Here is a 12,989-nt window from a genome sequence, read left to right on the forward strand (position 1 = left end):
AGGCGCTCCGGTGCGGCGGCGACGACCGCTGTGCCGTGCCTTAACCCAGCCTGGAAACTGGCGTGCCCAGCGTGGTGCGCCGGCAGCCGGGCAACTTGATAATGCCCAATCGTGTATTCACAATCGCAGATCGATCCAGTCGTCAGTTTCCGTAACACCCAGGGTGAGGCGGTGCGCGGCACGATTTTCAACTTGCAGCGCAATTCGCTGGTCATGGAAATCTACAATCCCTACTCGATTGTGCAGGTCAGCGAGGTGCTCAATGACCTGACGGTGCGCATGGGGGCAAAGAACGCCTATGTGGGCAAGGCCGTCGTCATCAGCAGCGTCAACACGGGCCTGACCGCCATCGTTTCCGTCACCCTGATCGACGAGTGGCGCGAGCTGAGCGATGTGGTGGTGGTCAAGGGCGCCGTGGCGAAAGAGTCCAGCGCGTTTGTCGCGGGCTGGGGCGAGCGCTTCCGCATCCGCCGCGATTACCAGATCGTCGTCAACGAAATGCGCGCCTTTTTGTCGGAAGTGGCGCGCTGGGTCGAGCAAGTCGACTTGTCGGACTCGCTGCCGAAGGAAAACGGCCGCCTGCGCGCCGACATCTTCGACGAGCTGGCCTTGCCGCTGATGGAGCAAACCCAGCTGTACTTGCGCCAGCTCGAGGTGGAAGCCTCGCTGGTCGAGGAAGAACGGGCGCCGGCCCACCGGGCCTTTGCCCAGACGGCGCTGCACCCGCTGATCCTGCGCGCGCCGTTCGTCTTCCGCACGTTTACCAAACCGCTCGGCTATGCGGGCGATTACCAGATGGTCAACCAGCTGCTCGACGATCCGCGCCAGGGTCCGAGCACGTATTTTCAGATCGTCAATGCAGCCTTCCTGCAGGCGGCCGTGGCGACGGCGCACCGCAACCGCATCGACATCCTGACGGAATTTTTGGCGCACAAGGCGGCCGAGGCGCGTGTTGCCGGGCGCGTGTATAAAGTGCTCAACGTGGGCTGCGGCCCCGCCATCGAAGTGCAGCGTTTCCTGGAAACGTGCCCCGATGCGCAGTGGCTGGCGTTCGAGCTGGTCGACTTCAGCAGCGAAACGCTGGACTGGACGCGCGCGCGCCTGACCACCATCATGCAGCGCACGGGAAGCGTGGTGGAAATCGATTATGTGCACGACTCCGTGCACAACCTGCTCAAGCGCCGCCACGGCTCGGGCATCACGGGCTTGCCTGGCAGTTTCGACGCCGTGTATTGCGCCGGCCTGTTCGATTACCTGTCCGACAAGGTGTGCGCGCGCCTGCTGCTGCATTTCGCCTCGCGCGTGGGGCCGGGCGGGCGCCTGCTGGTGACGAATGTGCACGCCGACAATCCGGGCAAGTTCGGCATGGAGCATTTGCTGGAGTGGCATTTGATCTATCGCAATGAGGCGGGCCTGTCGGCCTTGCTGCCCGAACATGCGACGGCGCCGAAAATCTATGTCGACGCCACGGGCGTGAATGTGTTTGCGGAAGTGAGCATTCCTTGATGGATACTCCAGGCCTGCACGCCGGCTACACGGCCGTTTTGCGCGACTTCCGCCTGGAATTCAGCCGCGGCGGCGCTTACACGGGCATCGTGCTGATCCTGCTGGGCATGGGCCTCGATTCGGCCCTGTATCCGGACAAGCAGTCGGCGTTTACCAGCGCGCGCATCGTCGTGTCCGTGCTGATCTTTTGCGTCGTGCTGGCCATGCGCACGCGCTGGGCGCAAGACCGCATCCAGGGACTGACGTTTGTGTGGCTGATCCTGCCGCAAATCATGATCGCCTGGATGATCGCCGTCACGGAAGGCGCCACCTCGATCTATTACGTGGGCATGACCCTGGCCATCTATTCCTCGGGCATCGTGCTGGCCTTCGGCCTGTGGCAAAACATGGTCTTCGGCGCCATCTCCTGCCTGCTGTACGTGGCCGCTTGCGCCTTGCATGCGGGCGGCTTCGACTTGCCGGCCACGTTTGTCGTCAATTGCCTGTTCCTGATCATGTCGGCCAGCATCAGCGCCGTGTTCACCTATTTCAATGAGCGCGCCCGCTTCATGCTGTTCCAGCTGAAGGCGGAAGTGGCGCAAAAGAATACGCAGCTGGAAGAAACCAACAAAAGCCTGGCCGATATCAAGGGGCAGATGCTGCAGCAGGAGAAAATGGCCGCTCTCGGCACCCTGGCCGCCGGCATGCTGCATGAAGTCAACAACCCCGTGAATTTTTGCATGATGGCCATCGAGGTGGCCATCGAAGACCCGGCCGCCAGGCAAAGCGCGCTGGTGGGCGAATGCCTGGCCGACGCCAAGCAGGGCATGCTGCGCGTGCAGCACATCGTGTCCGATTTAAAAACCTTTGCCTACCGCAAGAGCGGCAATCAGCTGGAAACGGGCCATTTCCAGTTCCGCAGCGCGCTCGACGCGGCCATCCGCCTGGTGGGGCATGAAACGAAGAATGTCAGCATCAGCCACGACTTGCCGGTCGACACCCTGGTGCGCGGCGACGAGGCGGCCATCGTGGGCGTGCTGATCAATTTGCTGGGCAATGCCGTGCTGTCCATGCGCAAGGGTAATGCGCCACCGTTCGAGATCTGCATCACGGCCCGCTGGGACGAGAATCGCCTGCGCATCAGCGTGCGCGACAACGGCCCCGGCATCGCCCCGGAAAACCTGGCGCGCGTGTTCGAACCGTTCTTCACCACGCGCGAAGTGGGGCAGGGGCTGGGCCTGGGCCTGAGCATCAGCTATGGCGTGATCGAGCGCCACGGCGGCACCCTCTGCGCCGAAAGCGAGCTGGGTGTATGGGCCAGCATGAATTTCGACTTGCAGCGCTCCGACTGGGAGGGCCGTTAATGGACAACGATAGCCGCGCCAGCGTGCTGTACGTGGACGATGAAGCGCTCGCCTGCAAGTACTTCGCGCGCGCCATCGGTGCGCGCTACCGTGTGCTGACGGCGCACAGCGTCGATGCGGCGCTGGCCATGCTGAAAGATGAGGCCGCCAACATCGATGTGCTCGTCACCGATTACCGCATGCCGGACCGCCTGGGCAGCGAGCTGCTGCAGGAAGTGGCGCAGCGCTATCCGCACATCGTCTGCATGCTGGTGACGGCGTATGCGGACAAGGACGTGCTGCTCGAACTGATCAATGGCGGCTCGCTGTTTCGCCTGCTGGAAAAGCCGCTCGACCTGGCCGCCATGCAAACGGCGCTGCAGCTGGCCGTGCAGACGGGACGCGAGCGCGCCGCGCGCCGCCAGGGCCTGGTGGCGATGGAGGAATCGCTGGCCTTTCTGGCGCACGAATTGAACACGCCGCTGGCGGCCATCGCCAATTTTGCGCGCGGCATCGCGCGCCGCGCGCAGGCGGACTCTGCACCACAGGCCGAGATCGGCGAAGCGGCCGCCTTGATGCACGACAATGCGCGCTATTGTTTGTCCGTGCTGGCCAGTTTTGTCGACACGGTGCGCCTGGCCAGCGCCGGGCCGGGCATGCAGGGCGGACGCAGCGCCGGCAGCGCGCGCCAGTTGCTGGCCGCCTTGCTCGACAGCTATCCCTTGAGCACGGCCCAGCGCGCCGCCATCACGGTCGAGCAGGGCGAGGATTTCGCCATTGCCGAGTCGCCCAATTGCGTTGCGCTGATTTTATCGTCCGTGCTGGCGAATGCCCTGCGTTCGGCCGGCGAGCAAGCCCATCCTGCGATCGGCATCCGTATCGATGCGGGCCGCATCACGGTGCGCGACAATGGCGCCGGCATCGCCCCCGAGATTGTCGCGCAGCTGTTGCGCGACCCCGTCAGTGCCAGCGGCGACGAAGGCAAGGGCTGGGGCATGGTGTTTTGCCACCGCATGATGCAATCGTTCGGCGGCAACCTCGATATCGCCACCGAATTTGGCAGTGCCACCACGGTTACCCTGAATTTTCCAGTACATATAAGGAACGAGCATGATTGACGCCAATCTGCGTTTGCCGGCTCAGCTTGAGCCGGCGCAAGGCTTGCCGACGATACTCTATGTCGATGACGAGGCCAACGCCCTCAAATATTTCCAGCGCGCCATCGCGCCGCTGGCCAACGTGCTGACGGCCACCTCGGTCGAGGAGGGCAAGCGCATCCTCGACGCGCAAGCCGAGCGCATCGCCGTGCTGGTGTCGGACCAGCGCATGCCGGGCGCGTATGGCAACGAATTGCTGTCCTATGCCTGGGACCGCTATCCGCACATCGTGCGCATTTTGACCACTGCGTATTCCGAGCTGGAGCACACGGTGGAAGCCGTCAACCAGGGGCAGATCCACCGCTACATCCAGAAGCCGTGGGATATCGCGGCGCTGCGCATGGAACTCAAGCAGGCTTTGGAACTGGCGCGGCTGCGCAATGAACACGCCCAGTTGCTGCGCGAAAAGCTGATGGTGCGCCAGCGGCAAGCCGTCGCCAACCGCATCGGCACCCTGTACGCCCTGTGCGCCAGCCTGGCCGGTCCGGAACAGCAGCTGCCCGTGGAAGCGTATCTGTCGGCGGCCCTGACGGCCGGCGTCACGCCGCCCGAGCCGGACTGGCTGCTGATGGATTATGCCGACCTGGTCAGTTCGGAAGCCTTCCGCGGCACCGCCTTTGCCGCCGCCGTGCGCCAGCAGCTCGACACGCTCGAGCGCGAGCACCCGGGACGCGGCGTGGAGCAGGCGATCGACATGCTGTTGCCCGTGTTTGGCGCGGCGCTGCAAAACCAGGGCGGCACGGCCCTGTTCCTCGATGGCCGCCTGCTGACGGAATTCCTGGAAACGCCGACCACCACGCCCGTCTCGTCCATCCACGCATTCTGGCTGGCCAGCTTGCTGTGGCTGGCGCGGCGCGGCTGGTCTTTGCAGCTGAGCAAGACGGAACAAGGCTTGCAGGGCAAGGTGGTGCAGGCTGAACCGGCGCTCACGCCGGATCACCTGGCGGCCTGGATCGAGCAGTTCTGAGCAGGGCCCCCTTCAAGGGGCCGGCGCCAAAGAAAACAGGGCCGCGCGGGCCCTGTTTCTGCTTGCTGCGAGCAGAGCTTAGCGCTCTGACGCGGCCTTCAGGTTGTTCAAGCCTTTTTCAAAATCCTTGCCGATCATCCGGTCCATGCTGACAAACACTGTCATGACCTTGCTGACGTAAGGGCTGGGGCCCGTCATGGTCCAGTTCACCCTGGTGCCGTCGCCCTCTGGTGTCATGGTAAACGTGGTGGTGTTATGGCTTTCGAACGGTTTCAGGAAGTCCAGCTTGATGACGGTGCGCTCGGGCTTGGCCGCTTCCGTGATTTCCATGCGGCCGGCGCCCACCTTGTCATTGCCTTGCCACGCATATTGCGCGCCCAGGCCATTGGCCGGCCCCGCAAAGGTGCGGCGCATGGCCGGATCGAGCTTTTCCCACGGCGACCAGGCGGCCCAGTAATGGAAGTCCGTGATCAGGCCGGCGATTTTCTCGGGCGGGGCCTTGATGGTGATTTCGCGCTGGACACTGAAGGTGTCGGGCTTGGTGGTGGCATAGCCGAGGATGGCGGCGACGACGACGACGATCAGCAGCAGGGTTTTTTTGATCATATGCTCTCCAGATCTTGAATGGTCGATGCGAACGAATCAAGGCAATCTTAGCAGATATGAATGGCTGTGCGCAGCCGCTTGGCCTTTATTTGCGCCAGCTCTGCGCAGGACCGCACGGCAGGATTGTGGCACGGGGCCGGCGTCCGCTAGAATGCTGGCCTGCAACGATTTCACTTAGGGAAATATGATTCAACGAACGATCGCCAGGCTGACCCTGGCGTGCGGCTTGCTGGCGTCCGCCTTTGCCGCGAACCTGGCGCATGCCGATGCCTGTCCCGCCCATTACGTCGATGGCCGCAAGCCGGAAATCACCAACCCCAAGCTGGACGTGGCGACCAAGGAGCTGTGCTACAACGTGTTTGGCGTGATGCACTCGGGGATTACCCGCACGCCGCTGTGGTCGGCCGAGCACTTGACGGCGAACAACCTGGAAGCGGCGCAGGACTTGTCGCGCGAAAATTCCTTCCATGCCGAACGCAAGCTGCCCGCGGCCCAGCGCGCGGAACTGGCCGATTATGCGCGCAGCGGCTTCGACCGTGGCCACATGGCGCCGAACGGCGACATGCCGGACCGCCAGAGCCAGCGCGACAGCTTTACCCTGGCCAATATGGTGCCGCAGGATGCGCGCAACAACCGCTATGTGTGGGCCGGCATCGAAGGCGCCGTGCGCAAGATGGCGAAGAAGGAGGGCGATTTGTACGTGATCACGGGGCCGGCGTTTATTGGCGGTAACTTGCGCAAGGTGGGGCGCGTGATCGTGCCCAGCCACCTGTACAAGGCCGTGTACAGCCCGCGCCAGCGCGCCGGTGCCGCCTACTTTATCGAAAATGTCGATACCAAGGCGTATGAAATGCTGAGCATTGCGCAACTGGAAGACAGGATAGGCATCGATCTGTTACCGTCGCTGACGCGCCAGCAAAAGCTGCGCATGCTGAGTTTGCCCAAGATCAATAGCAAGTCCAAAAAATAAGACCGTTGAAAGGAAATCCCATGTGCGCAAAGAAATTCGTTCCGTATGCCAATGAAAGCGATGTGCTGGAAATCGGCAATCTGAGCATCGAAAACCGCATCGACCGCATCAGCATCAGCGGCGACATCGACCTGACCCTGGACAAGCCGGGCCTGGCCCTGGCGAAACAGCTGCAAAAACTGCTGGCCGACGTGGTGGCGCAACTGGAAAAGCAGGAACTGCCCGACCAGTTGCCACCGCCCGAGGTGACGTCGGTGGCCAATCCGTTCGAGTGACGTTGGGACCAGCACCTATTTTGGCGGGCTGGCGTCGCGATAGTAGCCGTTCCGGCTGATCTCTTCCGGCGCATTCGCAACTTCATACGCGGTCAGGGCGATGGCGATGGCAGAGTACTGCTGCGCCGCGCTGAAAGGCAGCACGTTGTCATACGTGTCGAGCACCGTGTGATGCACGCGCGCATAGTCGAAATCGCCGAGCACGGTAAATTTCGGCGTCGGCACGCCATGCAGGCTGAAGACGGCGTCATCGCTGCCGGCCCGCGCGTTCATGGCCTTGCTGGCATCGCGCGGTACATCGTTGATGGTTGTGGCGAAGCCGAACACGGGGTGGATGTCTTGCAGGGCCAGTTCGACGCGGCCAAACACGCTCTTCCAGGCCGAGGGAATGGCGATGCCGTCGATGGCGCCGGGCCGGCCGTCGCGGTTGAGCATCATGACGATATTGTTCAATTCACCTGCATGCCGCTCGGCGAACGCGAACGAACCCTTGCGGCCGATTTCTTCCGCGCCGAAGGCCACCAGCATGATGCTGCGGCGCGGCCTGGCATTGGACTTGGCCAGCAGGCGCATCGCTTCCAGCATGGTGGCCACGCCGCCGCCATTGTCGGCCGCGCCCGCACCGCCATCGTAGCTGTCGAGGTGGGCGCCGATCAGCACGATTTCTTCCGGCTTTTCCGTGCCGGGAATGCGGGCGACGACGTTGTGATACGTCACCGGGCCCGGATAGAACCAGTTGCGGATGTCAAACTCCAGGGTGACGGGCTCGCTGCGCGCCAGGCGCTGGCGGATGTCGGCGTACTGTGGCGCGGCCAGCTTGATGTCGGGCAAGGTCGGCAGGGTCGCCCAGGTAGCGGGCGCCGCACTGGCGGCATACAGCGGTTCTTCGCCAGACTGGATGGTGCCGAGGGCGCCGGCCTGTATCAGCAGCCGGGTGATGGCCCCGGGCTTGTGGATGGTCTTGCCATCGCGCCCGCCACCGCCGCTTTCACCACCCGTCAGCACCCATTTGTCCTTGAATTGCGCAGCGCGCTGTTGCGCCTCTTCCAGGGTGGCCGGCCCCATAATTGCCCGGCCCTGCTGCACGCCACGCGTGCCGGCCGTGTAGGCGGGCGTCGCCATGCGCAGGGGCAGCTGCTGGGGCGCCAGCATCTTGCCCGACCAGGGGCCGCGGTTGAAGCCGACGGGCATGTCACCGGCTTCTTCCAATTCTGCCTGCACTCCCCATTGCCGCAGTTGCATGCGCGCCCATTGCGCCGCATGCGTGTAGGCGTCGCTGCCTGCCATGCGGCCACCGAAGCGGTTGCTCAGGATGTCGAGCCAGTCCATGGCGCGCGGCTCGCTGGTGCCCAGCGCCACGATCCGGCGCGCCGTGGCGTCGCCAGATGGTGATGGCGTGGCCTCGATGCTGGCATCCCTGCCGGACAGCGTCGCCAGGAAGGCGGGCAGCCGGTCTTGCTGGCGCGCCGCCAGCGCCGCGTCCAGTTTTGCGGAACGGTTCAGCTTATCCTGGCGCAGCAGTGTTTCATAGGCGCGCAGCACGCCCTGCATGCCCGCCAGGTCGCGGTCCCCTTGCTGCCGGGCCTGTTCCGGGTGATCGATCTGGAAAGCCATCACGCTGGCCAGGTACTGGAAGCGCAGGGCCTCGCGCGTGGCCGGCGTGGGGGCGGTGCTCAGCCAGTCATCGGGCATGCTGGCGCCAAACGTGAGGTCGGGAATGGCATCGATCCATGCGCTGAGCCAGGTGCCATCGCGCTGCTGCAGCGCCAGAGGATCGCGCTGCGCCGCTTGCGCTATCTGCACTACGCGCACGCGTTCGGCCGGGGTAGACGGGCCGCGCGCGGTGGCGCTTGCTGCAGTTCCCGGCAGCGCGGCCTGCATCACCGGCGGCACATAGCGCTCCCTTAGCCGCGTTCCCGTCACCGGCTTGGGTTCGTTCTCATCGGTTTCGACCAGGCGTTCGCCGCTCAGCACGTTGCCTTTGGCTTGCAAGGTCCAGCGGATCGTCACGTCGGTGCTCACTTCCTTGCCGCTTCTCCCCGTGCTGACGCGCTTGCCGCCGTGCCGGAAGACGGTGCCGGCCGGGCTGGCCATGCCATGCACCGTGCGCGGCGGCGTGAGCTGGCCCCGTTCGTCGAGCCAGGATACTGTCGCGCGCAAGCTGCCCTGGTCTTCGGTGATGTCGAGTATGCCCGTGTCGATCAGGTCGACCTCGACGCCATTCGCCGTGGTCGTGCCCGTCGCCGTCTGGAATTGCCACTGTCCGGCGAGGGCCGGCACTTGTGCGTACAGGGCACCAGGCAGGGTAGCGGCGGTGAGGACGCACGTGGCGTAAAGGTGGGGAGGGAACAGCTGCATGGTTATCCTTGTCATGGTTTTCACTCGGAAAGAGTCGAAAAACAGTATGCAGATAACCAGATTGCCAAGATGATACTTTGCGACCAAGGCCGGGATTTGCTGCCTGAAGGCGGGTTTGGCCGCGCCGAAGAACAGATCAAGCTCATCCGGCAAGCTGCGTCGGATGAGCTTGATCTGGCACAAACTTACCTGGCGAACGCCTGCGCCGCCGGCGTCACGGTGACAGCTTCCGGCTTGATGCCCAGCTTCATCGCGCCGATGACCTTGTCCTCATCGAGCAGCGACTGCGGCTTGTTGCCGTCGTACTTGATGGGCGAAAACGCGTCGCTGACGAGCTTTTCCTTCAGGCCGGCCGCATCCTTGGCGACGATCACCACGGACAGGTTCTTTGCCGACAAATGCTGTTTGATGGCGCGGTTGACGTCAAGCACCGTCAGTTTCGACAGGCCATCACGCATCAGCTTGGTAAATTCCGGCGTGCCATACCATTGCGAATCGAGCGCATAACCGAGTTGCTGGTCTTGCGTCGAGGTCATGACGAAGACGTTCTTCATCAGGTAATCGCGCGTGGTGGCGAAATCGTCCTGCGTGAGGCCGTTGTCGATGAGCTTGCCCAATTCCGTCAGGGCCACGCGCAGGGCGAAGTGGGCGTTGTCCGGCGCCACGGGACGGATCCAGATCTCGAACAGCTGCGCCTTGCGGCCCAGGTTCGGGTTCGGGAAGAACTGGACCATGCCGCGCGGGAAGGCTTCAATGTACGCGTAATCGCCATAGTTCATGCCGCGGATTTCACGGATGCGCTGGTACAGGTAGGAATTCGAGGCGCGGTGTTCGCCCAGCCAGGTTTTCGCCAGCCACAGGGCGGGGAAGTCCGGGTGCGTGCGCGTCACTTCCAAAGGCAAGCCGAAGGAAATGGCCGTGGCGCGCGTGTTTTTCTCGATGATTTCCACTTCCAGGCCCTGTGCCTTGCGGCCCGCGGGTTTGACGGTGGCCGGCAAGCCTGGGCCGGCCGGCAGTTTGCCGAGTGCCTGTGTCAGTGTCGCCGTCATGGCGTCGGATACATCGCCGGAAATACCCACCTTGACGGCGCCTTGCGCATACGCGCTCTTCCAGAACTGTTTCACGTCGTCGAGGGTGATGGCATCGATGCCGGCCACCGTGCCCAGCACCGGGTGGCCATACGGCGTGCCTGCATATACATTCGTTTGCAAGCGTTCCTTGGCGAATTCCTCTTCGTTATTGTCCTTCAGGTCCAGCAGCAGCGCGTTCTTTTGCGCATCCTTCAGGCGGCGGAAGTCGTCTTCGCGGAAACCGGGCGAGAGCAGCAGGGGCAGGGCGATGGCGTTGAACTGCGTCCAGTTATCGCGGTGGATGGAGCCCGTAAACGTCGTCATTTCCTTGTCCGTCTGCTGGCTGAAACTGCCGGCCAGCGGGAACAGGGCCTGGTTGACCTCGTCGATCTTGCGCTCGGACGAGCCACCGGACGCCACCATGGCGGCCGTCAGCGCGGCCAGGCCTTCCTTGCCTTTGGGGTCTTGCGCGGAACCGGCCGTAAACAGCAGCTTGTAGCGGATTTGCGGCAGCGCGGACTTTTGCACCAGCACGTCGAACTTCGCGTTCGAGGCGGCCGGCAGCAGGCTGGCCAGTTTTGGCGTGGTGGCGATGGCGGCCGCCATTGGCTGGTGCGACAGGGTCGTCACCACCAGGCCGTCGTCCGTCAGGTATTTGCGCGCGGCCGCCTGCAGGTCGGCCGGCGTGAGCGTGTCGATCAGGCGGTAGTACTGGTTGATGGTGGCGTAGGAACGGTCAAAATGCACGAAGGACGCCAGGGTGCCGGCGATCTGCTCCGTGTTGTCGAGCGAGCGGATCAATCCATATTTTTCGGCCGACTTGGCGTCCGCCAGGTCTTTTTCGCTCACGGGCGTGTCGCGCAGCTGCGCCACGGTGGCCAATATTGCGTCGCGCACGTAGACGGCGTCATCGATGTTTTTCACGCGTGCGCCCAGCACGGCCAGCGTCGGGTCGACCCGGTCCGGCGTCATCTCGAACAACTGGTCGACCTTTTGTTCGTTTTGCACCAAACGTTTATACAGCGGCGAAGTGCGGCCGAACGACAGCGACAGCAACGTTGCCAGCGCGGCCTGGTCCTTGTCCTTCACGGAAAACGCGGGCGCGTGGAAACCCACGGCCACCCATGGCAGGGTCGGCGTGGGCCAGGCCACGTGCTTGTAGACGGGGCCATGCGGTGCGGGCTCCACGGGCACGGCCGCCTGCTGCTTGCCACGCTGCCAGCTGCTCCAGTACTTTTCCACCAGCGCGATGGCTTGCTGCGGCTCGACGTCGCCGGCGATGATGATGGTGGTGCGCTCGGGACGGTACCAGCGGTCGAAGAAGAGCTTCGAATACGCGTACTGGTTCGGCATGTCTTCGATGTCCTGGATAAACCCCATCGTCGTGTGTTTGTAGGTATGCGTGGTGTAGGCGCTGTCGCGCATCACTTCGAACAGTTTCGAGACGGGATTGGCGCTGTTCTTGTTGTATTCGCCCAGCACGGCCCGCGATTCCGTCTTGAACGCGTCTTCCGCGTAGTCGAGGTGCTGGAAGCGGTCCGCCTCCACCTTCAGCACGGTTTCCAGGTCTTGCTTGGCAAACGTCGTGTGGTAATTGGTCAGGTCGTCGCTGGTATACGCGTTCTGGCGCGCGCCGGCGCGGGTGATGACTTCCTGGTATTTTTCGGGCGGATACGCCTTGGTGCCGCGGAACATCATGTGTTCAAAAAAATGCGCGAAACCGGACTTGCCCGGCTCGACTTCATTGCGCGAGCCCGTCTGCACGGGAATCTGCAGCGAGACCAGGTTCGGAAAACCGGTCGGCACGATGATGATTTTTAGTCCATTGGCCAGGGTTTTTTCGGTGGCCTTGAATGGCAGCAGATCGGCCTTGCTGGCGGCGCTGTGGGCCGCTGCCGGTTTGACGGGCGCGGCGCCCAGGTTCGACGCGGCCATGGCCGACAGCGCCAGGGCGAAAGCAGGTAATACATTGGACATGATTCTTGACACGGGGGCTCCTTCTTTTTTGGATGTTATGAAAGTGCAACGCCGCAGCATAGAATATTCATGCCGCCGTGCATAGGGGCGAGATTAAAAGTCGGGCCGCAGGATGCGTGCCGTCAGATGGCTGAGGAAGTCGCGCCGGGTCGGCAGGAACATGCGGATATACACGATGCCGTGCGCACGATCATGGTGGTACACGACGCGGATGTCGTGGCACAGGCGCTGCCGCACGTCCAGGCCGAGGTCGCGGGCCGCTTCGATGGGCGCGCCGCTGTCGGGATAGGTCTTCAGATCGGCAAAGAGTTGGCGAAAGTCCGAGGTGAACTGCTCGCATTGCGCTGCCGCATGGCGCGCCTGGAAGTCGCTGCGCAATTCCCTGAAATCGGCTGCGGCGCTTTTCAGCACGACGAGGCGCGCCATCTCAAGCCTGGTCGAGGCTGGCCAGGAAGTCTTCTTCGGACACCACGTCGCCGCGCGCGATGTCCTGGTTGCCCATGGCGATCAGCTTCATGAACGCATGCTGCTCCTGCATCTGCTGCGCCTGCCGTTTGCCTTCCTGGTAGGCGTGCATCGACAGCACGACCATCTTCGCCTCGCCATTTTGCGTAATGATGATGGGCTCATCCTGGCCCGCGTCAAAGCTGTTGACGATCTCGGTCGTATTGGCCTTGAGATAGGAGATCGGCTTGATGCGTTCCTTGAGGTTCATGGCGGCTCCGAATGAGATAAATTGCGACAGGACCAAATATACACCAAATTTGGTCGTGCCTCCTCG

Annotated in this window: 11 protein-coding genes; 6 read left to right on the forward strand and 5 right to left on the reverse strand. The window is 63.2% G+C overall.

The genetic code is table 11. The features are described from left to right. Positions 1-111 precede the first annotated feature (111 nt). From CLU93_RS24035 to CLU93_RS24050, 4 genes are read left to right on the forward strand one after another with little or no spacing between them, the layout of a single operon-like run. Positions 112-1,506, forward strand: coding sequence for a class I SAM-dependent methyltransferase (locus tag CLU93_RS24035; RefSeq protein ID WP_099763635.1), 1,395 nt, complete (start codon positions 112-114; stop codon positions 1,504-1,506). Next, complete coding sequence (locus CLU93_RS24040; RefSeq protein ID WP_099763636.1) at positions 1,506-2,849, forward strand: sensor histidine kinase; 1,344 nt, start codon at positions 1,506-1,508, stop codon at positions 2,847-2,849. The genes CLU93_RS24035 and CLU93_RS24040 overlap by 1 nt, the downstream gene beginning before the upstream one ends. Further along, complete coding sequence (locus CLU93_RS24045) at positions 2,849-3,946, forward strand: hybrid sensor histidine kinase/response regulator (RefSeq protein WP_099763637.1); 1,098 nt, start codon at positions 2,849-2,851, stop codon at positions 3,944-3,946. The genes CLU93_RS24040 and CLU93_RS24045 overlap by 1 nt, the downstream gene beginning before the upstream one ends. Then, entirely contained in the window at positions 3,939-4,952 is a 1,014-nt protein-coding gene (locus CLU93_RS24050) for a response regulator (RefSeq protein ID WP_099763638.1), read from the forward strand. Before CLU93_RS24045 ends, CLU93_RS24050 begins: the two co-directional genes overlap by 8 nt. A 78-nt stretch (positions 4,953-5,030) precedes the next feature. On the opposite strand, the gene CLU93_RS24055 is transcribed toward CLU93_RS24050, so the two are convergent. Further along, positions 5,031-5,558, reverse strand: coding sequence for an SRPBCC family protein (locus CLU93_RS24055; protein ID WP_099763639.1), 528 nt, complete (start codon positions 5,556-5,558; stop codon positions 5,031-5,033). A gap of 184 nt (positions 5,559-5,742) precedes the next feature. Between CLU93_RS24055 and CLU93_RS24060 the strand changes: the two genes are divergently transcribed. Together CLU93_RS24060 and CLU93_RS24065 are read left to right on the forward strand one after the other, a co-directional pair. Beyond that, entirely contained in the window at positions 5,743-6,528 is a 786-nt protein-coding gene (locus CLU93_RS24060) for a DNA/RNA non-specific endonuclease (protein ID WP_099763640.1), read from the forward strand. Between the two features lie 20 nt (positions 6,529-6,548). Next, positions 6,549-6,803 carry a hypothetical protein gene (locus tag CLU93_RS24065; RefSeq protein ID WP_035819202.1) on the forward strand — a complete coding sequence of 85 codons (255 nt, stop codon included), beginning with the start codon at positions 6,549-6,551 and terminating at the stop codon, positions 6,801-6,803. A 15-nt stretch (positions 6,804-6,818) separates the two neighbouring features. Here CLU93_RS24065 and CLU93_RS24070 read toward each other — a convergent pair whose 3' ends face one another. The 4 genes from CLU93_RS24070 to CLU93_RS24085 form a co-directional block, all read right to left on the reverse strand. Beyond that, positions 6,819-9,161 carry a M28 family metallopeptidase gene (locus CLU93_RS24070; RefSeq protein WP_180287928.1) on the reverse strand — a complete coding sequence of 781 codons (2,343 nt, stop codon included), beginning with the start codon at positions 9,159-9,161 and terminating at the stop codon, positions 6,819-6,821. A gap of 185 nt (positions 9,162-9,346) precedes the next feature. Next, positions 9,347-12,208, reverse strand: coding sequence for a M16 family metallopeptidase (locus CLU93_RS24075; protein ID WP_099763642.1), 2,862 nt, complete (start codon positions 12,206-12,208; stop codon positions 9,347-9,349). 93 nt (positions 12,209-12,301) lie between these two features. Next, positions 12,302-12,634, reverse strand: coding sequence for a type II toxin-antitoxin system RelE/ParE family toxin (locus CLU93_RS24080; protein WP_099763643.1), 333 nt, complete (start codon positions 12,632-12,634; stop codon positions 12,302-12,304). Position 12,635: 1 nt separating this feature from the next. Further along, the gene (locus CLU93_RS24085) at positions 12,636-12,923 is read right to left on the reverse strand and encodes a type II toxin-antitoxin system Phd/YefM family antitoxin (RefSeq protein WP_096235600.1); all 288 of its coding nucleotides are present in this window, start codon (positions 12,921-12,923) and stop codon (positions 12,636-12,638) included. Between the last annotated feature and the right edge of the window lie 66 nt (positions 12,924-12,989).

The sequence above is a fragment of the Janthinobacterium sp. 35 genome (genome assembly GCF_002754575.1).
Lineage (GTDB): Bacteria > Pseudomonadota > Gammaproteobacteria > Burkholderiales > Burkholderiaceae_D > Janthinobacterium > Janthinobacterium tructae.

Excerpts from the sequence above, each read along its gene's own strand:
- CLU93_RS24040 (WP_099763636.1), top strand. The coding sequence starts at position 1,506 with ATGGATACTCCAGGCCTGCACGCCGGCTACACGGCCGTTTTGCGCGAC.
- CLU93_RS24045 (WP_099763637.1), top strand. The coding sequence starts at position 2,849 with ATGGACAACGATAGCCGCGCCAGCGTGCTGTACGTGGACGATGAAGCG.
- CLU93_RS24050 (WP_099763638.1), top strand. The coding sequence starts at position 3,939 with ATGATTGACGCCAATCTGCGTTTGCCGGCTCAGCTTGAGCCGGCGCAA.
- CLU93_RS24055 (WP_099763639.1), bottom strand. The coding sequence starts at position 5,558 with ATGATCAAAAAAACCCTGCTGCTGATCGTCGTCGTCGTCGCCGCCATC.
- CLU93_RS24060 (WP_099763640.1), top strand. The coding sequence starts at position 5,743 with ATGATTCAACGAACGATCGCCAGGCTGACCCTGGCGTGCGGCTTGCTG.
- CLU93_RS24065 (WP_035819202.1), top strand. The coding sequence starts at position 6,549 with ATGTGCGCAAAGAAATTCGTTCCGTATGCCAATGAAAGCGATGTGCTG.
- CLU93_RS24070 (WP_180287928.1), bottom strand. The coding sequence starts at position 9,161 with ATGCAGCTGTTCCCTCCCCACCTTTACGCCACGTGCGTCCTCACCGCC.
- CLU93_RS24075 (WP_099763642.1), bottom strand. The coding sequence starts at position 12,208 with ATGTCCAATGTATTACCTGCTTTCGCCCTGGCGCTGTCGGCCATGGCC.
- CLU93_RS24080 (WP_099763643.1), bottom strand. The coding sequence starts at position 12,634 with ATGGCGCGCCTCGTCGTGCTGAAAAGCGCCGCAGCCGATTTCAGGGAA.
- CLU93_RS24085 (WP_096235600.1), bottom strand. The coding sequence starts at position 12,923 with ATGAACCTCAAGGAACGCATCAAGCCGATCTCCTATCTCAAGGCCAAT.